At 69.7% G+C, this 17,732-nt stretch carries 20 protein-coding genes and 1 tRNA gene; 2 read left to right on the top strand and 19 right to left on the bottom strand.

Translation table 11 applies throughout. The features are described from left to right. Positions 1-3: 3 nt before the first annotated feature. From M8C13_RS11625 to M8C13_RS11570, 12 genes are all read right to left on the bottom strand, one after another. The gene (locus M8C13_RS11625; RefSeq protein WP_374213058.1) at positions 4-1,260 is read right to left on the bottom strand and encodes an MCE family protein; all 1,257 of its coding nucleotides are present in this window, start codon (positions 1,258-1,260) and stop codon (positions 4-6) included. Beyond that, positions 1,260-2,441, bottom strand: a complete 1,182-nt coding sequence (locus M8C13_RS11620; protein WP_252480533.1) for an MCE family protein — start codon at positions 2,439-2,441, stop codon at positions 1,260-1,262. The genes M8C13_RS11625 and M8C13_RS11620 overlap by 1 nt, the downstream gene beginning before the upstream one ends. Beyond that, positions 2,438-3,625 (bottom strand): MCE family protein, encoded by a 1,188-nt coding sequence (locus M8C13_RS11615; RefSeq protein ID WP_252480532.1) that lies wholly within the window; start codon positions 3,623-3,625, stop codon positions 2,438-2,440. The genes M8C13_RS11620 and M8C13_RS11615 overlap by 4 nt, the downstream gene beginning before the upstream one ends. Then, positions 3,622-4,605: an MCE family protein gene (locus tag M8C13_RS11610; RefSeq protein ID WP_252480531.1), complete on the bottom strand. Its 984-nt coding sequence runs from the start codon at positions 4,603-4,605 to the stop codon at positions 3,622-3,624. Before M8C13_RS11610 ends, M8C13_RS11615 begins: the two co-directional genes overlap by 4 nt. Beyond that, positions 4,602-5,627: an MCE family protein gene (locus M8C13_RS11605; protein WP_252480530.1), complete on the bottom strand. Its 1,026-nt coding sequence runs from the start codon at positions 5,625-5,627 to the stop codon at positions 4,602-4,604. The genes M8C13_RS11610 and M8C13_RS11605 overlap by 4 nt, the downstream gene beginning before the upstream one ends. Then, the gene (locus M8C13_RS11600; protein ID WP_252480529.1) at positions 5,624-6,988 is read right to left on the bottom strand and encodes an MCE family protein; all 1,365 of its coding nucleotides are present in this window, start codon (positions 6,986-6,988) and stop codon (positions 5,624-5,626) included. Before M8C13_RS11600 ends, M8C13_RS11605 begins: the two co-directional genes overlap by 4 nt. Beyond that, positions 6,985-7,824, bottom strand: a complete 840-nt coding sequence (locus M8C13_RS11595) for an ABC transporter permease (protein WP_252480528.1) — start codon at positions 7,822-7,824, stop codon at positions 6,985-6,987. Before M8C13_RS11595 ends, M8C13_RS11600 begins: the two co-directional genes overlap by 4 nt. After that, positions 7,824-8,612, bottom strand: a complete 789-nt coding sequence (locus M8C13_RS11590; RefSeq protein ID WP_252480527.1) for an ABC transporter permease — start codon at positions 8,610-8,612, stop codon at positions 7,824-7,826. The genes M8C13_RS11595 and M8C13_RS11590 overlap by 1 nt, the downstream gene beginning before the upstream one ends. Then, positions 8,609-9,733, bottom strand: a complete 1,125-nt coding sequence (locus tag M8C13_RS11585; RefSeq protein ID WP_252480526.1) for an ABC transporter ATP-binding protein — start codon at positions 9,731-9,733, stop codon at positions 8,609-8,611. Before M8C13_RS11585 ends, M8C13_RS11590 begins: the two co-directional genes overlap by 4 nt. Before the next feature lie 247 nt (positions 9,734-9,980). Continuing rightward, positions 9,981-10,367 carry a 50S ribosomal protein L7/L12 gene (gene rplL, locus M8C13_RS11580; RefSeq protein ID WP_252480525.1) on the bottom strand — a complete coding sequence of 129 codons (387 nt, stop codon included), beginning with the start codon at positions 10,365-10,367 and terminating at the stop codon, positions 9,981-9,983. Positions 10,368-10,428: 61 nt separating this feature from the next. Continuing rightward, positions 10,429-10,995, bottom strand: a complete 567-nt coding sequence (gene rplJ / locus M8C13_RS11575) for a 50S ribosomal protein L10 (RefSeq protein WP_252480524.1) — start codon at positions 10,993-10,995, stop codon at positions 10,429-10,431. 226 nt (positions 10,996-11,221) lie between these two features. Further along, on the bottom strand, positions 11,222-11,758 hold the full coding sequence (locus tag M8C13_RS11570) for a DUF6886 family protein (RefSeq protein WP_252480523.1): 537 nt from the start codon (positions 11,756-11,758) through the stop codon (positions 11,222-11,224). A 56-nt stretch (positions 11,759-11,814) separates the two neighbouring features. Between M8C13_RS11570 and M8C13_RS11565 the strand changes: the two genes are divergently transcribed. Further along, positions 11,815-12,450: a hypothetical protein gene (locus tag M8C13_RS11565; RefSeq protein WP_252480522.1), complete on the top strand. Its 636-nt coding sequence runs from the start codon at positions 11,815-11,817 to the stop codon at positions 12,448-12,450. A gap of 64 nt (positions 12,451-12,514) precedes the next feature. Here the strand turns inward: M8C13_RS11565 and rplA are convergent, their stop codons facing one another. The 5 genes from rplA to M8C13_RS11540 all read right to left on the bottom strand — a co-directional run bounded on the left by rplA (position 12,515) and on the right by M8C13_RS11540 (position 15,260). Next, positions 12,515-13,231, bottom strand: coding sequence for a 50S ribosomal protein L1 (rplA, locus tag M8C13_RS11560; protein WP_252480521.1), 717 nt, complete (start codon positions 13,229-13,231; stop codon positions 12,515-12,517). Positions 13,232-13,323: 92 nt separating this feature from the next. Continuing rightward, positions 13,324-13,758 (bottom strand): 50S ribosomal protein L11, encoded by a 435-nt coding sequence (gene rplK, locus M8C13_RS11555; RefSeq protein WP_185000499.1) that lies wholly within the window; start codon positions 13,756-13,758, stop codon positions 13,324-13,326. A 118-nt stretch (positions 13,759-13,876) separates the two neighbouring features. After that, the gene (gene nusG, locus M8C13_RS11550) at positions 13,877-14,683 is read right to left on the bottom strand and encodes a transcription termination/antitermination protein NusG (RefSeq protein ID WP_252480520.1); all 807 of its coding nucleotides are present in this window, start codon (positions 14,681-14,683) and stop codon (positions 13,877-13,879) included. 71 nt (positions 14,684-14,754) lie between these two features. After that, entirely contained in the window at positions 14,755-15,153 is a 399-nt protein-coding gene (gene secE, locus M8C13_RS11545) for a preprotein translocase subunit SecE (protein WP_252480519.1), read from the bottom strand. Positions 15,154-15,187: 34 nt separating this feature from the next. After that, positions 15,188-15,260: transfer RNA gene (locus tag M8C13_RS11540), tRNA-Trp, on the bottom strand. 212 nt (positions 15,261-15,472) lie between these two features. Here M8C13_RS11540 and M8C13_RS11535 point away from each other — a divergent pair. Further along, the gene (locus M8C13_RS11535) at positions 15,473-16,675 is read left to right on the top strand and encodes a pyridoxal phosphate-dependent aminotransferase (RefSeq protein WP_252480518.1); all 1,203 of its coding nucleotides are present in this window, start codon (positions 15,473-15,475) and stop codon (positions 16,673-16,675) included. A gap of 77 nt (positions 16,676-16,752) precedes the next feature. Here the strand turns inward: M8C13_RS11535 and M8C13_RS11530 are convergent, their stop codons facing one another. Together M8C13_RS11530 and M8C13_RS11525 are read right to left on the bottom strand one after the other, a co-directional pair. Further along, positions 16,753-17,190 (bottom strand): MaoC/PaaZ C-terminal domain-containing protein, encoded by a 438-nt coding sequence (locus M8C13_RS11530; RefSeq protein WP_252480517.1) that lies wholly within the window; start codon positions 17,188-17,190, stop codon positions 16,753-16,755. Further along, complete coding sequence (locus M8C13_RS11525) at positions 17,187-17,660, bottom strand: MaoC family dehydratase N-terminal domain-containing protein (RefSeq protein WP_252480516.1); 474 nt, start codon at positions 17,658-17,660, stop codon at positions 17,187-17,189. The genes M8C13_RS11530 and M8C13_RS11525 overlap by 4 nt, the downstream gene beginning before the upstream one ends. Between the last annotated feature and the right edge of the window lie 72 nt (positions 17,661-17,732).

Raw genomic sequence — 17,732 nt, 5'->3', positions numbered from 1 at the left:
CGCTCAGCCGGACAGGCCGAGCATCTGGGCCAGACTGCGCGGCGCCTGGCTGCCTGGCAACTGCAACAGCGCGAGCAGGCCGGACGCGGCGCCCGGCTGCGGCTGCCTGGCCGGGCCCACCAGCTTGGTCGAGGGCGGCGGGGTCATCGGCCTGCCACCGTAAGGCGCGTTCTGCGCCCCGCGCACGTCGACCGGACTGCCGGGTCCCTCCGCGCAGTACGCCTGGGTGTTCAGCGCGATCGGCCCGGTCGCGTTGCCCGGCCTGCGCTTGGTCTTCTCGTAGCCCTTGGTGCAGGGCGGCGGGTCGAACAGGTTGATGGCCAGGCCGAAGTGCGCGGTGCCGTCGCCGGGGGCCACCGTGAACGCGCCGCCGACCACCAGCGGATAGGTGACCATGGCCTGTTCCAGGCCGTCCTTGCGGGGCAGTGCGACGTCGACCGTGGTGAGCAGGTTCGCGGTCAGCTCGGAGATGCCCTGGCCGGACTCCCGCAGCAGCCCGCTGACCTGCTCGGTGGCCTTCGGCGTGTTCTCGATCAGCCTGCGCAGGTCCGGATCGGACTGCTTGAGCTGGTCGGCCAGCAGCCGCAGGTCCTTGCTGAAGGAGGTGATCGAGGAGGACTGCTGGTTCTGCGTGCCCAGCACGGTGCGCGCCTTGCGCAGCAGCTCCAGGGTCTGCGGCAGGTTCTTCACCGCGTCCTTGGTGAACACCGAGGTGGTGTCCAGCAGCCGCTGCAGCTGCGGCCCGGTGCCGTCGAAGGCGGTGCCCAGCTCGTCCACCACGGTGCGCAGCGAGTCCAGCGGCACCGAGGTGGTCAGCCCGTCCAGGTTGGCCAGCAGCGTCTCCACCGGCGGCGGGGTGGCGGTGCGGTCCACGCTGATCACCGAGCCACCGGCCAGGTACGGCCCGGTGTCGGTGTTGGGCCGCAGGTCCACGTACTGCTCGCCGACCGCGGACCGGTTGGTCACCACGGCCTTGGTGTCGGCCGGGATCCGGTCGAAGCCTTCGTCGATGTCCAGCTCGACCTCGAGGCCGTGGTCGGTGAGCCGCAGCTGCCCGACCCGGCCGACCGTGACGCCGCGGTAGGTCACCTCGGCGTTGGTGAAGATGCCGCCGGAGTCGGCCAGCTTCATGGTCACCACGTAGCCGCGCGGCCCGAACAGCCGGTCCATCCCGGCGTAGCGGGCCCCGGCGTAGCTCACCCCGACCAGGGCGATCAGCACGAACGCGATGATCTGGATGCGGATGCGGCTGGTCATCATCAGCGACCACCGCCCAGCAGCGAGCCGATCAGGCCGCCGAGGCCGCCCTGCTGCGACCCGCCGCCCGGCCGGTTCGGCGTCGGCGGGGTGGGCAGCCCTGGCAGGCCGGGCAGCAGCGGCGGGGCCGCGCCAGGCTGCTGCGGCCCTGCGGACGGCGGGCCGAGCAGGCCCTGCCGGGAGCTGCCCAGGTTGTCCAGGATGCGGCTCAGGTCGAGGTCGATCTTGGCGTGCAGGTTGGTGAAGTCGCCCTTGATGCCGTCCACCGCGGAGTCCGGGAACGGGAAGGTGAGCAGCACCTCGAAGCCCTTGGGCAGGTTCTGGCCAGCCTCGGCGAGCTTCTGCAGGGTGGGCGTGAGCGCCCTGAGGTCGTGGATCACGTCGTCCTTGCTGCGGTTGACCACGTCGGTGGCCACCCCGGAGAGCCGGTCCAGCGCCTGCAGCATGCCGACCAGCTGCTGCCGCTGCTCGGCGAGCACCTTCAGGCCGGGCTCCAGCCCGTCCAGCGCCTTCTTGATGTTGCCGATCTGGCCGACCAGGGTGGCGGAGAGCCGGTTCAGCCCGTCCAGCGCGCGGGCGATCTCGCCCTTGTGCCCGTCCAGCGTGCTGACCAGCTTGTCCACGTTGCCCAGCAGCTCGCGCAGCTCCGGCTCCCGGCCGGAGAGGGCCTTGTTCAGCTCCCTGGTGATGGTCTGCAGCTGGGCCACCCCGCCGCCGTTGAGCAGCAGGGACAGCGCGCCGAAGACCTCCTCGACCTCCGGGTTGCGGTTGGTCCGCTCCAGCGGGATCAGCGCGCCGTCGGCCAGGCTGCCCTGCGGGGACTTGGGCGCGGCCAGCTCGACGAACTTCTCCCCGAGCAGGCTGGACTGGCGGAGCTTGGCATCGGCGTTGGCCGGCAGCTTCACCTCGCCGTTGACCAGCACGGTGACCTCGGCGGTCCAGCCGTCCTGGGCCAGCGCCACGCTCTCCACCCGGCCGACCGGCACGTCGTTGACCTTCACCCCGGCCTGCGGGACCAGGTCGAGCACGTCCTTGAACCGCACCTTGACCCGGTACGGGTGGTCGCCGACGTCGGCCCCGCCGGGCAGGGACACGTTGTACAGCCCGGTGAACTCGCCGATGCCGCACCCGGCGAGCAGGCTGGCGGTCAGCGCGAGTCCGGCGATCCGGAGCGTGGTCTTCATCGCTGCCCCTTCCCGGGCGGCGTGCCCAGCAGCGGTGGCAGCTGCGGCACCTTGCCCTGCTGGAGCGAGGTGATCACATCGGCCACGCTGGGCAGCTTGACCACGCCGTCGACCACCCCGGCGAGCTTGCCGCAGATGTCGGCCAGGGTCTGCGGCAGCTCCTTCGGCGTGGTCTGCCGGAGCAGCTCGCAGACCATCACGATCGGCGGCCTGGTCAGCTCGTTGATATTCGCCCGGGTATCCAGGGTGCCACTGGCCGCGTTGTAGGTGTTCTGCAGGTTGCCCAGGGCCAGCGGGGCCACGTCGAGCACCTCGGCCAGCGCGGCCCGCTGGTCCACCAGCACCTTGGTGATACTCGCCAGCTTGTCCACATTGGACTTCAGCTGCTCCCGGTTGTCCCTGATGAAGCCCTCCACGCTGACCAGCGCGGCGGCCAGCTCGCGCACCGCGGCGCCCAGGTCCTCGCGCTCGCCGGCCAGGAACCGGTTCACATCGGCCAGCTGGGTGTTGAACTCGCGCACCTGCTTGTCGTTGGCGGCCAGCATCGAGGTGAACTTGCGCAGGTTGTCGACCGTGCCGAACAGGTCCTCCCGCGCGCCGTTGAGCGTGCCCGCGGCGTCGCCCAGCTCGCGGATGGTGTCCCGCAGCTTCGCGCCGTTGCCCGCCAGGTTGTCCGCGCTGACGTCGAGCAGCTGGGACAGCGCGCCGTTCTTGTTGGCGCCCTTGGGTCCCAGCGCGGTGGTCAGCTTGTCCAGGCTGCCGTAGACCTCGTCCAGCTCCATCGGGGTGACCGTGCGCTCGCGCGGGATCACCGTGTTCTCGCCCAGTTTCGGGCCGCCGGTGTACACCGGGGCCAGCTGCACGTACCGGTCGCTGACCACGCTCGGGTTGACCACCGCGGCGTTGGGCTGGGCGGGCAGCTCGACCTCGCGGTCCACCCGCATCTCGACCTTGACCTGGGTGCCCTGCGGCTCAACCTTGTCGATGGTGCCCACCCGCACGCCGAGCACCCGCACGTCGCCGCCCTCGTACACGCCGACGCCCGCGGAGAAGTACGCGGTGACCAGCCGTCCGGCCGGGCGGGCCAGCACCCACCACAGGGTCGCGGTGAGCAGCAGCACCACCACCGCGCCGAAGGCGATGATCCGGGCCAGGTCCGGCCTGGCCTTGAGCGGAGTGCTCATGGGCGGCACCCCTCCGGGTTGATCGGGCCGAGCGAGGGCGGCAGCAGCCCGCAGATGTAGGTGTCGAACCAGCGGCCGTTGCCCAGGGTGTTGGCGAACACCCGGACGAACGGGGCCAGCAGGTTGATGCTGCGGCCGAGGCTGTCCTGGTTGCGCTGCAACATGGTGGTCACCCGCTCCAGCTGGGCCAGCGCCGGGCGCAGCTGGTCCTTGTTGTCAGCCACCAGGCCCTGCAGCTCGGTGGACAGCTTGCGGGTGCCGTCGAGCAGCGAGCTGATCGCGTCCTTGCGCTTGCGGATCTCGGCCAGCAGCTTGTTGCCGTCGCCGAGCAGCTTCTCGAACTCGGCGTTGCGGTCGGCCAGCGTCTTGCTGATCGAGTTGGTGTTGGCCAGCAGTTTCGCCAGCTGGTCGTCCCGGCTGGAGATGGTCTTGGACAGCGCGTTGAGCCCGTCCAGTGCGCCGCGCACCTCATCCGGGGTGTCCCGGAAGGTGGTCGCGATGACCTGGAAGCTCTTGGCCAGCTGATCGGTGTCGATCTGGCCGACGGTGTTCGCCAGGCCGGTGAACGCCTCGGTCACGTCGTAGGGCGACATGGTGCGCTCGCGCGGGATCGCCTCGCTGGGCTTGAGCGGGGCGGCGCCCTGCGGGTCCAGCGCGAGGAACTTCTGGCCCAGCAACGTCTTGATCTTGATGGCCGCGGTGCTGCGGTCGCCGACCCAGGCGTCGTCCACCCGGAAGGTGACCAGCACGTGGTCCTTCGCCAGCTCCACGTCGGCGACCTTGCCGACCTTGACCCCGGCCACCCGCACCTCGTCATCCGGCTTGAGCCCGGCGGCCTCGCTGAACTGGGCCCGGTAGCTGGTGCCGCCGCCCACGATGGGCAGGTCCTCGAGGAAGAACACGCTGAGCAGGCCAAGGGTCAGCACGGTCAGGCTGACCAGGCCGATGGTGATGGGGTTGCGCTCGCGAAAGGGCTTCATGCCTTGCACCTCGGCTGGGTGTTGGGCATGACCGGGATCTCCACCGGCTTGTTGATGATCGGCACGGTGACCTGGCCGCTGGCCTCGCACAGGAAGAAGTTGAACCAGGAGCCGTAGGTCGCGGTGCGGGTGATCGTCTCCAGCTTCTTCGGCATCCGCTGCAGGATGCCCTCCACGATGTCGTTGCCGTCGCCCAGGTTCTTGGCCAGCTTGCCCAGCTGGTCGATGTCCTTGCGCAGCGGTTCCCGCGCCCCGTCCAGCAGTCCGGCGGTGGCGTTGGTCAGCGAGCCGAGCGCGGTGATCGCCTCGCCGATCGGCTGGCGGTCCTGGGACAGCCCGGAAACCAGCTGCTGGAGCTGAGTGACCAGGCCGCTGAGCTGCTGGTCGCGTTCGTTGACCGCGCCAAGCACCTGGTTGAGGTTGTCCACCACCTCGCCGATCACCTTGTCCTTGCCGGCGATGGTGGTGGTCAGCGAGGCGGTGTGCGCGAGCAGGCTGGTGATGGTGCCGCCTTCGCCCTGCAACACCTGGACGATCTCGTAGGACAGCTTGTTCACGTCGTCGGGGTTGAGCGCCTGGAACAGCGGCTTGAACCCGTTGAACAGCGCGGTCAGGTCCAGCGCGGGCCGGGTGCGCTCCAGCGGGATGACCCCGCCGGGCGGCAGCGTGCCCGCACCGCCGGAGCCCTGCTCCAGCGCGATGTAGCGCTGGCCGACCAGGTTGCGGTACTTGACCGTGGCGGTCACCGTGGCGGGCAGTTTCCGTTGCTGCTCAACGGAGAACCGGACCTCGGCCAGCCGCCGGTCGGCGACCTTGACCTCCTCCACCTCGCCCACCTTGACCCCGGCGATGCGCACGTCGTCACCGGGGTTGAGCGAGGTGACGTCGGTGAACCGGGCCAGGTAGCCGGCTGAGTCGCGCAGGTCGGAGTTGGCGATGGTGATCGCCAGCAGCGTGGTGGCCAGCACGGTCACCACCACGAACACGGTGAACTTGACCAGCGGCGCGGTGAGTCCCCTCATTTCAGCGTCACCTCCGTGCCGCGGTAGGCCGGGCCGAGCACCAGGCTGGCCCAGCTGGGCACCTGCTGCGGCGCGACGCCGAGCTGCCCGGCGATCAGCGCGGCCAGGAAGTCCTGTTCGGCCGAGGAGTTCGCGATCCCGGTGTCCGCGACACCGCCGGAGGCCGCGGACGGGGCCACGTGACCGCCGTTCTGCACGTTGATCGGCGGGTTCAGGCCATCGTTGGCGCTGCGCGCGGCGGGCGGCGGCTTGCTGCCGTCCTTCACTGGGCCCTCCGGCGGGTACTGCGGGAACGGCTCGGGCCTCGGGTGGATGTCGTAGCAGCGCGGCCCGCGCTTGTCCCCGTAACGGGGCTCGTCCTGGTTCGGCACGTACTTCCCACGGTTCGCAGTGATCTCCATGGTGATCCGCAGGCCGGGCGAGCTGGTGCCCTTGCCGAAGGCCTTGTCCAGCCTCGGCACCAGCTCGGCCATCCCCTTGAGGAAGCAGGGATATTCCGGCGCGTACTTGGCCAGCACGTCCAGCAGCGGCCTGCTGTCCTGGGCCACCCTGATCAGGTTGTTGCGGTTGGCGGCCAGGAACCCGGTGAGGTCGGCCGAGGTGTTGCCCACGCTGGTGTAGAGCGTCTGCAGGTTGGTGCGCTGCTCGGCCACCGTCTTCGTGGTGGTGGTCAGGTCGGCCAGCGCCTGCAACAACTCCGGCGCGGCCTTGTCGTAGGTGCCGCTGACATCGGCCAGCGCGGTGATGTCCGCCTTGAGGTCGGGCAGCGCCGGGTTCAGCTCGCGCAGGTAGCGGTTGAGCAGGGTCAGCGTCTCGCCCAACTGGTCGCCGCGCCCGTCCAGCGCGGTGGCCATCGAGCCGAGCGTGCTGGCCAGCTTCTGCGGCTGCACCGCCTGCAAGACCGGCATCAGGTTGGACAGCACCCGCTCCAGCTCGATCGCGGAGCTGCTGCGGTCCTGGCTGATCACATCGCCCGCGGCCAGGTGCCCGCCGGCCGGCTTGCCGGTGGGTACCAGCGCGACGTAGCGCTCGCCGAAGAGGGTCTTGGGCAGCAGCCGGGCGGTGACGTCCTTGGGGATCAGCGCCAGCTTGTCCGGCTGCAGGGCCAGCTCCAGCTCGGCGCCGTCGCCCTTGCTGGAGACGCGCTTGACCTCGCCGACGATGAGCCCGCGCACCTTCACGTCGGACTCGGTCATCAGCTGGTTGCCGATGTGGTCGGTGCGCAGCGTGACCGCCGCGGTGCGCTCGAAGTCGCCGCGGTAGACCGCCACGGACAGCCCGAGCAGCAGTGCGATGACCGCCAGGAACACGACACCGAGAAGTCGGCGGCGCAGGACGGGCAGGGTGGAACGAGCGGTCATCCAGCGATCCTCACGGTGGTCGTCGTGCCCCAGATCGCCAGGCTGAGGAAGAAGTCCAGCAGCGCGGTGGTCACGATCGCGGTGCGCACGGCCCGGCCGACCGCGACGCCGACGCCGGCCGGCCCGCCGCTGGCCCGGTAGCCGTAGTAGCAGTGGGTCATGATGATGACCACGCTGAACACGAGCACCTTGCCGAAGGACCAGAGCACGTCCTCCGGTGGCAGGAACAGGTTGAAGTAGTGGTCGTAGGTGCCAGCCGACTGCCCGTAGAACTCGGTCGTGATCGTGCGCGAGGCCAGGTAGGAGGTCAGCAGGCCGATCACGTACAGCGGGATCACCGCGACGAACCCGGCGATGATCCGGGTCGTCACCAGGAACGGCAGGCTGGGCACGCCCATCACCTCCAGCGCGTCGATCTCCTCGGAGATGCGCATCGCGCCGAGCTGGGCGGTGAAGCCGGAGCCCACCGTCGCCGAGAGCGCGAGGCCGGCCACCAGTGGCGCGATCTCGCGGGTGTTGAAGTAGGCCGAGACGAACCCGGCGAAGGCCGAGGTGCCGATCTGGTTCAGCGCCGCGTAGCCCTGCAGGCCGACCACGGTGCCGGTGAACAGGGTCAGGCCGATCATCACGCCGATGGTGCCGCCGATGACCGCGAGCGCGCCGCTGCCGAAGCTGACCTCGGCCAGCAGCCGCAGCGTCTCCCGCATGTAGCGGCGCAGCGCGCGCGGCACCCAGGCCAGCGCCCGCAGGTAGAAGGACAGCTGGTCGCCGAGCGCGTCCAGGCCGTGCAGGGGCCGGTTCGCCGCGTTCCGGAGCCGATCGCCGAGGGTCGGCATCACATGCCCTTCGCCGGGACGAGCTGCAGGTACACCGTGGTCAGCACGAAGTTGACGAAGAACAGCAGCAGGAAGGTGATCACCACGGACTGGTTCACCGCGTCGCCGACGCCCTTGGGGCCACCGGCCGGGTTGAGCCCGCGGTAGGCGGCCACGATGCCCGCGATGAAGCCGAAGATCAGCGCCTTGATCTCGCTGATCCACAGGTCCGGTAGCTGGGCCAGCGCGGAGAAGCTGGCCAGGTAGGCCCCTGGGGTGCCGCCCTGCATGACCACGTTGAAGAAGTATCCGCCGAGCACGCCGACCACGCTGACCATGCCGTTGAGCAGCACGGCGACCAGCATCGCGGCCAGCACCCTCGGCACCACCAGGCGCTGGATCGGCGAGACGCCGAGCACCTCCATCGCGTCGATCTCGTCCCTGATCTTGCGCGAGCCCAGGTCCGCGCAGATCGCCGAGCCGCCCGCGCCGGCGATCAGCAGCGCGGTCACGATCGGGCTGGCCTGCTGGATCACCGCCAGCACGCTGGCCGCGCCGGTGAAGGACTGCGCGCCGATCTGCCTGGTCAGCGAGCCGAGCTGGAGCGCGATGACCGCGCCGAAGGGGATCGCGACCAGCGCGGTGGGCAGGATGGTGACGCTGGCGATGAACCAGCACTGCTGGATGAACTCGCGGAACTGGAACGGGCGCTTGACCATCGCCCTGGTGGTGTCCAGGCCGAGGGCGAACATCCGGCCGGTCTCGGCCAGCGCGCCCGCGCCGGGGAACTTCGCCGTGGGCCTGGTCATGGCTGGCCTCCCGGCCTGGTCCACGGCGAGGGCTGCCACGGCTCCCGGGACTGCGGGCTGGGCGGCTGGGTCAGCTGCTGCGTGCGCCGCGGCGCGGCCGCACCCGCGTAGACGCCGAAGTAGGCCTGCTCGTCCGGGGTGAGGCTGGCCACGATGGCCTGCTGCGCGATCGGCGGCAGGGTGTGCAGGATGCGCATCACCCGCTCCTTGCGGCGGCGCACCGCGGCCCGCACCGGCAGGCCGGGGCTGACCTCGATCTGCGGCACGATGCCGGTGCCGCCACCGCCCTTGGGCCCGCCGAGGGTGCTGCCGCCGTTGGCGGCCAGGGCGGCGAGCTCGGCGGCGGCCTGGGCCGCGTCCTTCTCCTCGCTCATGCCGATCGGGCCCTCGCGGCGGCCGTTGAGGAACTGCTCCACCACCGGCTCGGTGGAGGTCAGCAGCACCTCGCGCGGACCGAACATGACCAGCTCGCGGCGGAAGAGCATGCCGATGTTGTCCGGCACGGTGCGCGCGGTGCCGATGTCGTGGGTGACGATCAGGAAGGTGGCGTCGATCTGCGCGTTGAGGTCGACGATCAGCTGGTTCAGGTAGGCCACCCGGACCGGGTCGAGGCCGGAGTCCGGCTCGTCGAACAGGATGATCTCCGGGTCCAGGATCAGCGCGCGGGCCAGGCCGGCGCGCTTGCGCATACCGCCGGAGATCTCACCGGGCAGCTTCTTCTCCGCGCCGATGAGGCCGACCATCTCCATCTTCTCCAGCACGAGGCGGCGCACCTCGGCCTCGCTCTTGCGGGTGTGCTCACGCAAGGGGAAGGCGATGTTGTCGAAGAGGTTCATCGAGCCGAACAGCGCGCCGTCCTGGAACAGCACGCCGAAGAGCTTGCGGATCTCGTACAGCTTGTGCTCGGAACAGCTGCAGATGTCCACGCCGTTGATCATCACTCGGCCGTGTTCCGGCCGGAGCAGCCCGACGAGCGACTTGAGGAAGACCGACTTTCCGGTACCCGAGGGGCCCAACAGCACGCTGATCTCGCCCGGCGGCAAGGTCAGCGTGACATCTCCCCAGATGGCCTGCCTGCCGAAGGACTTGCTCAGGCCTTCGACGACCACCTCGACGCCCATCGCACCTCCCGCTTCACTGCGGCTCGTCCGTGCCTGCCCAGGGACAGATCGACGCCGTAGCGACCGGCGTCACACTGGTGCAACGAGCGTTGCCGCAGCAAGTTACTGCCCAGTTGGGTTAGCGGTCACAGGTGTATAACGCGATCGGACAAGGCGCGCACACACGACAGCGGGGCGGGCTCCCGGTAGGGAACCCGCCCCGCTGCGTAGCTACGCTGCTGTGCTCAAGCGGCCGAAGCCGCTCGGATCACTTGACGGTGATCTTGGCGCCAGCGGCTTCCAGCTTCTCCTTGGCGGCCTCGGCGGCCTCCTTGGCGACCTTCTCCAGGACCGGCTTCGGCGCGCCCTCGACGAGCTCCTTGGCCTCCTTCAGGCCCAGGCCGGAGACGATCTCACGCACGACCTTGATGACCTGGATCTTCTTGTCACCGGCGGACTCGAGGACGACGTCGAACTCGTCCTGCTCCTCGGCGGCCTCGGCCGGAGCGGCGCCCGGGGCGGCGGCGGCAAGGGCGACCGGCGCGGTGGCGGTGACCTCGAAGGTCTCCTCGAACTCCTTCACGAACGCGGAGAGCTCGAGCAGGGTCATTTCCTTGAAGACGTCGAGCAGCTCTTCGGTGCTGAGCTTCGCCATTGTGGCGTTCCTCTCAAATACGTTGCGACGCGGTGATCACGCGGCGCGGTTCGGTGTTTGGTCAGCTCTCGGCAGGCGCGTCGGCGGCGTCGGCCGGCGCCGCGGCGCCACCCTCCGCAGCACGCTTGTCCGCCAGGGCCTGCGCCAGACGCGCGACCTGCGACGCCGGAGCGGCGAACAGACCGGCGGCCTTGGCCAGGTTGCCCTTCATCGCGCCCGCCAGCTTGGCGAGCAGCACCTCACGGGACTCGAGGTCCGCGATTCGGTTGACCTCATCGATGGAGAGCGGCTTGCCCTCCATGAAGCCACCCTTGATGACAAGGGCCTTGTTGTCCTTCGCGAAGTTGCGCAGCGCCTTCGCGGCGTCGACCGGCTCACCCTCGATGAAGGCGATCGCGGTCGGGCCGACCAGCAGGTCCGCGAGGCTGGCCATGCCGGCATCCTCAGCGGCACGCTTCACCAGCGTGTTCTTCGCGACGGTGTACGTGGTGCCCGTACCGAGGGCACGACGCAGCTCCGTCAGCTGCGCCATGGAGAGCCCGCGGTACTCGGTGACAACCGTGGCCGAGCTACCACGGAACTTCTCCGTGATCTCGGCGACGGCCTGAACCTTGTCGGGCTTCGCCATGGTCGCCTCCTCTCCAAGCTCTATGAATGGGGCCCGGAGACGACGAACGCCCCGGCGCACAGGCACGGGGCGTGAAAGACGCGCGAACGAACGCGCGAAACTTGCCTCGTCCTCCTGCGCGGGCCGCCCTCGTGATCACGGGGCCTTCGTCTCCCGGTCCGGAGAACCGGACAGGGAAAGACCAGCGGTCTTTGGTGGAACTGCGACCAGACTACGCGACGGCCTGTCAAGGCTCCAAATCGGCCGGGCGGGGCAGGGCGTTGCGCATCCGGATCATGGAGAACTCCAGCCCGCTCCGCTCCACCAGCCCGGCCACCGGCCACAGGTTCGGCGCCAGCCGCAGCTCGATCCCGGCCGCCGCGTGCCGCGCCACCACATCCCCCACCGGTTCCACCGCCAGCGGCCGCACCGCCTCCCGCGCGGTCAGGTACCAGCGCGGGTTGGCGCACCGCCGGAACGGCCCCGGCGCGAAGGCGTACCGGAACAGCCGCACCCCGCACACCCGCGCCCACCACCCCCACTCCACCACCGCGACCTGCCGCGCCCCACCGAGCAGCGCCAGCGCCGCCGACGAGGGCTGCCGCCCCGGCTCCGGCCGGAACAACACCCGCGGACAGTCCCTCGGAAACCAGAAGTCGCTGGCCCTGACCTCGTCCACGGCCCACACCGCGGGCTCGGGATCGCGGGCGGTGGGCGCGCGGTGCGGGCGGAACTCGGTGATGCCGGGGTCCTCGGAGAAGTGCCATACGGGTGCTTCGGCCACCAGGTCAGCATGCCGGGTGACCGAGACGGCACCATGTGTCAGGACAGGAGGTAGTGGTGGACCGACAGTTCGATGACCAGGGCACCCCGGCCAAGCGTGAGGTGGACAAGCGCGAGCTGGAGCTGCGAGAGGTCGAAGACCGCATCGTGCAGCGCCTGGAAAAACGCCTGCCGAAGCAGCGGACCTGGCGCAACCGGCTGATCAAGTACGGGGTGATCGCGGCGGTGCTGATCCTCGCCTACTTCTACTTCTTCAGCTGCGAGGACAGCCCGCTGCGCGGCGGCGGGGGGTCCAACGGCGGCGCGGGGCAGCAGGACCAGACCGTGCAGCAGACCTCGCCCAAGGAGGCGGTGCGCACCGTCTACCACTACGTGGCCGGTGATCCGAAGCAGGCCTGCGCGGTGTTCTCCGCGGCGGGCAAGGCCGCGTTCGCGAAGAGCTTCGGGGTCGCCGACTGCGCGCAGGCGGCGCAGGCGGCCGCGGCGAAGGTCACCGACAAGGCCCGCTACGCAAACCCGGACATCCCGGACAATGCCGCCTTCACCAGCGGGAGCACCTCGGAGGTCCGTTCCTGCGACCTGGGTGTCACCGGTGGGGAGCGGCTCGGCGTGTTCATCCTGACCAAGCAGGGCGATGGCGGCTGGCTGATCACCGGGCACGAGAAGGAGACGGCCGACTGCCTGACCGGCTGAGCCGGACGAACGAAAACGGGGCGCCCTCCTCGCGGAGAGCGCCCCGTTCCGGGTTTGCGGCCGATCAGGCGGTGGCCTCGTCGGTCAGCAGGTTGCGGGTGCGGGCCGGGTCGACCGGGATGCCCGGGCCCATGGTGGTGCTGAAGGTGACCTTCTTGACGTAGCGGCCCTTGGCGGCCGAGGGCTTGGCGCGGAGGACCTCGTCCAGCGCGGCCGCGTAGTTCTCGACCAGCTTGTCCTTGTCGAAGGAGGTCTTGCCGATGACCAGGTGCAGGTTGGCCTGCTTGTCAACGCGGAAGTTGATCTTTCCGCCCTTGATGTCGTTGACGGCCTTGGTGACATCCGGGGTGACGGTGCCGGTCTTCGGGTTCGGCATCAGGCCGCGCGGGCCGAGGATGCGGGCGATCCGGCCGACCTTGGCCATCTGGTCCGGGGTGGCAATCGCCGCGTCGAAGTCGAGCCAGCCGCCCTGGATGCGCTCGATCAACTCTTCGGAGCCGACCGCGTCCGCGCCAGCGGCTTCGGCCTCAGCGGCCTTGTCGCCGACGGCGAAGACGATGACGCGGGCGGTCTTGCCGGTGCCGTGCGGCAGGTTCACGGTGCCGCGGACCATCTGGTCGGCCTTGCGGGGGTCCACGCCGAGGCGGATGGCGACCTCGACGGTCGCGTCCAGCTTGACCTTGGAGGTCTCCTTGGCGAGCTCAGCGGCCTCGAGCGGGCTGTACAGCCGGTCGCGGTCGATCAGCTCGGCTGCCTGGCGGTAGGCCTTGCTGCGCTTCATGGTGCTGTCCTTTTCTTCAGGTCAGTTGTGGTAGCGAGCCAGCGCCTGGCTCTCCCACGGGGTGATCAGGTGGTGCGAAGAACGGCGGGAACTCAGCCCTCGACGGTGATGCCCATGGAGCGGGCGGTACCGGCGATGATCTTCGCGGCCTGGTCGATGTCGTTGGCGTTGAGGTCGACCATCTTGGTCTGGGCGATCTCGCGCACCTGGTCCATGGTCACCTTGGCGACCTTGGTCTTGTGCGGCTCGCCGCTGCCCTTCTCCACGCCCGCGGCCTTCAGCAGCAGCCGGGCAGCCGGCGGCGTCTTCAGCGCGAAGGTGAAGGAGCGGTCCTCGAACACGGAGATCTCGACCGGCACCACGGTGCCACGCTGCGACTCGGTCGCGGCGTTGTAGGCCTTGCAGAACTCCATGATGTTGACGCCGTGCTGACCCAGCGCGGGGCCAACGGGCGGTGCCGGGTTCGCCTGACCGGCGGTGATCTGCAGCTTGATGATCGCTGTCAGCTTCTTCTTCTTGGGCGGCATCTCGTCTTTCCTTCTGCCGTGTTGAGGTGGGCACCGAGCCACGGTGCCCACCGGATGTCCACGTCGAGGTTTGCCTGACCCCGGCGCGGCCGCCGCGCCTCCTGCCGAGGCGGCGCGGTCAGATCTTGGAGACCTGGGTGAACGACAGCTCGACCGGAGTCTCGCGGCCGAAGATCGACACCAGGACCTTGAGCTTCTGCGCGTCCGCGTTGACCTCGCTGATGGTCGCCGGGAGGGTGGCGAACGGCCCGTCCATGACGGTGACCGACTCGCCGACCTCGAAGTCCACCTCGACGGTGGGCTTGGCGGCGGTCGCGGTGGTCTGCTTGCCGCCCTTCTCGGGCTTGGCCTGCTCGACCCGCGGGAGCAGGAACTTCAGCACCTCGTCCAGCGTCAGCGGGGACGGCTTGGAGGTGGCGCCGACGAAGCCGGTGACACCGGGGGTGTTGCGCACCGCGCTCCACGAGGTGTCGGTCAGCTCCATGCGGACCAGGATGTAGCCGGGCAGCACCTTGCGCTGCACCAGCTTGCGCTGGCCGTTCTTGATCTCGGTGACCTCTTCGGTCGGCACCTCGACCTGGAAGATGTAGTCCTCCTGGTCCAGGGTCTGGATCCGGGTCTCGAGGTTCGCCTTGACCTTGTTCTCGTAGCCGGCGTAGGAGTGCACGACGTACCAGTCGCCGGGCGCGTGCCGCAGTGCCTCACGCAGCTCGTCGGCGGGGTCGCCTTCCTCGGCGGCGGGCTCGGCGAGCTCCGCCTCCTCGGCGGTCTCCTCGGTGACCTCGTCTTCCGAGTCTGCGACCTCAGCGGACTCCTCGGCGTCCGAACCAGCGTGCTCGACCTGCGCGGAGTCACCCTCGATGCCGGGGTGCTCCTGCTCGTCGGTCACGCCGGCCACTTCCTGGCCGCCGTCGTGTGAGGTCACAGTCGGTCTCGCTTCCTATCGAACGTTGCTCGTGTGGCCGACGACCTCACGCCGACCCCAGCGGGCGGGCGTCACTTGTTGTCGAACAACCACGTCACGCCTTGCACGAAGGCCAGGTCAAGGCCGGTGACCAGCGCCACCATGAAGGTGACGAACACCAGGACCACGGCGGTGTAGGTGACCAGCTGCTTGCGCGTCGGCCAGATGACCTTGCGCAGCTCGGAGAACACCTCGCGGAAGAAGCGCCCGATCCGCTTGATCGGGTTGCCCTTGCTCTCCTTGGTCCGCCGGGCGGGCGTGGGCCTGCCCTTGGCGCCCTTGGCCTCGGACTCGTCGGCCTTCTTCGCGGGACGAGCCCGTTCCGGCCGGGCGGAGGCACGACGTTCACGCCGCGACGCGGCGGTAACAGGGCGGGAGGAGTCCTTCTTCTCGTCCTCCGGCCGCGTTTCCTGCTCGCGGTCTTCGCTCACGCCGCCGCCCTTCGCTCGACCGACCACTTTGACGCAGGGGCGACAGGACTTGAACCTGCAACCTGCGGTTTTGGAGACCGCTGCTCTGCCAATTGAGCTACGCCCCTTCGCAATCACTGCCCAGCCTACAGGCCCGCAACCGCGATTTAGGCCGTCTTCCACCACCCCCACGTGGGGCGTGGGGCTCGGTGTTCGGACGTCCCAGTTCGATGAGTGTAGAGCACACCTCACCGAAGTCCCCAACCGCGTGGTCGGAAGGGGTGTCGACGCCCGAAAAGCGGTCGCCGCGCCCCCCGTGCGCTCTGCCACGATGCCGGTCATGGGCGCACGCATCTCAGCGCGGATCGGCGGCATCGCCCCGTCCGCCACCCTCGCCGTCGACAGCAAGGCCAAGGCCCTCCAGGCCGAGGGCAGGCCGGTGATCGGCTTCGGCGCGGGCGAACCCGACTTCCCCACCCCCGGACCCATCGTCGCGGCTGCCGAGGCGGCCTGCCGGGACACCCGCAACCACCGCTACAGCCCGCCCGGCGGCCTGCCCGAGCTGCGCGCCGCGATCGCGGACAAGACCAGGCGCGACTCCGGACTAGACCTCCAGCCGAACCAGGTGCTGGTCACCAACGGCGGCAAGCAGGCCGTCTACACCGCCTTCGCCACCCTGCTCGACCCCGGCGACGAGGTCCTGCTGCCGGCCCCGTACTGGACCACCTACCCGGAGTCGATCACGCTGGCCGGCGGCGTGCCGGTGGTCGTGCCCACCGACGAGTCCAGCGGCTACCTGGCCAGCGTCGAGCAGCTGGAGGCCGCGCGCACGCCGCGGACCAAGGTGCTGCTGTTCTGCTCGCCGTCCAACCCCACCGGTGCGGTCTACCCGCCGGAGCAGGTGCGCGCGATCGGCCGCTGGGCCGCGGCCAACGACATCTGGGTGCTCGCCGACGAGATCTACGAGCACCTGGTCTACGGCGGGGCCGAGCACGTCTCGATGCCGGTGGTCGTGCCGGAGCTGGCCGACCGCTGCGTGGTGGTCAACGGCGTGGCCAAGACCTACGCGATGACCGGTTGGCGGGCCGGCTGGCTGCTGGGCCCCAGCGACGTGGTGGCGGCCGCGACCAACCTCCAGTCGCACCTGTGCTCCAACGTCGCCAACGTGGCCCAGCGGGCCGCGCTGGCCGCGGTGTCCGGCCCGCTGGACGCGGTGGCGGAGATGCGCGCGGCCTTCGACCGCCGCAGGCTGCTCATGGTGGACCTGCTGACCAAGATCCCCGGCGTGACCTGCCCGGCCCCGCAGGGCGCCTTCTACGCCTATCCCAGCGTGCGCGAGCTGCTCGGCAAGCAGATCCGCGGCCGCCGCCCGGCCACCAGCCTGGAGCTGGCCGAGCTGGTCCTGGAGGAGGCCGAGGTCGCGGTGGTGCCCGGCGAGGCCTTCGGCACCCCCGGCTACTTCCGCCTCTCCTACGCCCTGGGTGATGAGGACCTGGTCACCGGCGTGACCCGCCTCGGCGAGCTGCTGGCCGAGGCCCGCTGACAACACGGAAAAGGGGCACACCGGCCACGCTGGCCGATGTGCCCCTTCCCGGCGCTGTTCGCTCCGCCCTTGCCCGCTCAGGCCAGGCGCACGATGGCGTAAGCCCGCCCGAAGATCGACTGCCCGGCGAACTTGGCCGTGATGTCCACCCGCACGGTGTTGTCATCGCGCTTCTCGCCGACCTTGGCGACGACCTCCACGGTGGCGCCCTCGTCGTCGTCCGGCACGACCACCGGACGCCCGAAGCGCACCTGGTAGTCGATGATCGCGGCCGGGTCGCCGGTCCAGTCGGAGACGATCCTGGCCACCATGGCCATGGTCAGCAGCCCGTGCGCGACCACCCCTGGCAGGCCTGCGGCCTTGGCGGCCCGGTCGCTCCAGTGGATGGTGTTGCAGTCGGTGGACACCCCGGCGTAGCGGACCAGGTCGCGGCGGGTGATCTTCAGCTGCAACGGCGGCAGCTGGAAGCCCTTCTCGACGTCGTCGTAGCGCGGCAGCGCGGTCGCGATGCTCATGCGGAGGCTCCCCCTTCGGCCACCGGCTTCTCGCCGCGGACGATCAGGGTGGCGATGGCGGTGCAGATCGCCTCGCCGTCCTCGGTCAGCAGCTCGGAGCGCAGCGTGATGTAGTCGTTGCCCATCCGGGCGGAGATGTCGTCGACGTGCAGCTCGCAGATCAGCCGGTCACCCGGCTTGATCGGGCGGTGGTTGATGAACCGCTGGCTGCTGTGCATCATCCGGCTGTAGTCCAGGCCCAGCTCGGGGTCGTCGGTCACCACGTGGTGGGAGCGGACGGCGAGCACGGTCGCGAACGTCGGGGTCGCGACGATGTCGGAGTGCCCGAAGCTCTTGGCGACCTCGGGATCCCGGTAGGCCCGGTTCAGGTCACCGATCGCGTAAGCGAGGTCACGGATACTCTCGCGGCCGACTTCGTAAACCCACGGAAGCCGGTATGAGCGTCCTACGAAAGACTGGTTAAGCGCCACGGCGGGCAGAGTACCCGGTAACAAGAAAGCTGCCCTGCTCCGAACAGGGCAGCTTCTCAGCCTGCAGACTTA

Origin of the sequence: Crossiella sp. SN42, from assembly GCF_023897065.1 — a bacterium.
Lineage (GTDB): Bacteria > Actinomycetota > Actinomycetes > Mycobacteriales > Pseudonocardiaceae > Crossiella.
Note: the sequence above shows the minus strand (reverse complement) of the source record. Positions and strands in the feature narration are given on the sequence as shown.

What these genes read in the sequence shown, in the direction of transcription:
- M8C13_RS11600 (WP_252480529.1), bottom strand. Translation starts at nt 6,988, where the DNA reads ATGACCGCTCGTTCCACCCTGCCCGTCCTGCGCCGCCGACTTCTCGGT.
- M8C13_RS11590 (WP_252480527.1), bottom strand. Translation starts at nt 8,612, where the DNA reads ATGACCAGGCCCACGGCGAAGTTCCCCGGCGCGGGCGCGCTGGCCGAG.
- M8C13_RS11605 (WP_252480530.1), bottom strand. Translation starts at nt 5,627, where the DNA reads ATGAGGGGACTCACCGCGCCGCTGGTCAAGTTCACCGTGTTCGTGGTG.
- M8C13_RS11625 (WP_374213058.1), bottom strand. Translation starts at nt 1,260, where the DNA reads ATGATGACCAGCCGCATCCGCATCCAGATCATCGCGTTCGTGCTGATC.
- rplL (WP_252480525.1), bottom strand. Translation starts at nt 10,367, where the DNA reads ATGGCGAAGCTCAGCACCGAAGAGCTGCTCGACGTCTTCAAGGAAATG.
- M8C13_RS11530 (WP_252480517.1), bottom strand. Translation starts at nt 17,190, where the DNA reads ATGAGCATCGCGACCGCGCTGCCGCGCTACGACGACGTCGAGAAGGGC.
- M8C13_RS11615 (WP_252480532.1), bottom strand. Translation starts at nt 3,625, where the DNA reads ATGAGCACTCCGCTCAAGGCCAGGCCGGACCTGGCCCGGATCATCGCC.
- M8C13_RS11610 (WP_252480531.1), bottom strand. Translation starts at nt 4,605, where the DNA reads ATGAAGCCCTTTCGCGAGCGCAACCCCATCACCATCGGCCTGGTCAGC.
- M8C13_RS11595 (WP_252480528.1), bottom strand. Translation starts at nt 7,824, where the DNA reads ATGCCGACCCTCGGCGATCGGCTCCGGAACGCGGCGAACCGGCCCCTG.
- rplJ (WP_252480524.1), bottom strand. Translation starts at nt 10,995, where the DNA reads ATGGCGAAGCCCGACAAGGTTCAGGCCGTCGCCGAGATCACGGAGAAG.
- rplA (WP_252480521.1), bottom strand. Translation starts at nt 13,231, where the DNA reads ATGAAGCGCAGCAAGGCCTACCGCCAGGCAGCCGAGCTGATCGACCGC.
- M8C13_RS11585 (WP_252480526.1), bottom strand. Translation starts at nt 9,733, where the DNA reads ATGGGCGTCGAGGTGGTCGTCGAAGGCCTGAGCAAGTCCTTCGGCAGG.
- M8C13_RS11620 (WP_252480533.1), bottom strand. Translation starts at nt 2,441, where the DNA reads ATGAAGACCACGCTCCGGATCGCCGGACTCGCGCTGACCGCCAGCCTG.
- rplK (WP_185000499.1), bottom strand. Translation starts at nt 13,758, where the DNA reads ATGCCGCCCAAGAAGAAGAAGCTGACAGCGATCATCAAGCTGCAGATC.
- M8C13_RS11535 (WP_252480518.1), top strand. Translation starts at nt 15,473, where the DNA reads ATGGGCGCACGCATCTCAGCGCGGATCGGCGGCATCGCCCCGTCCGCC.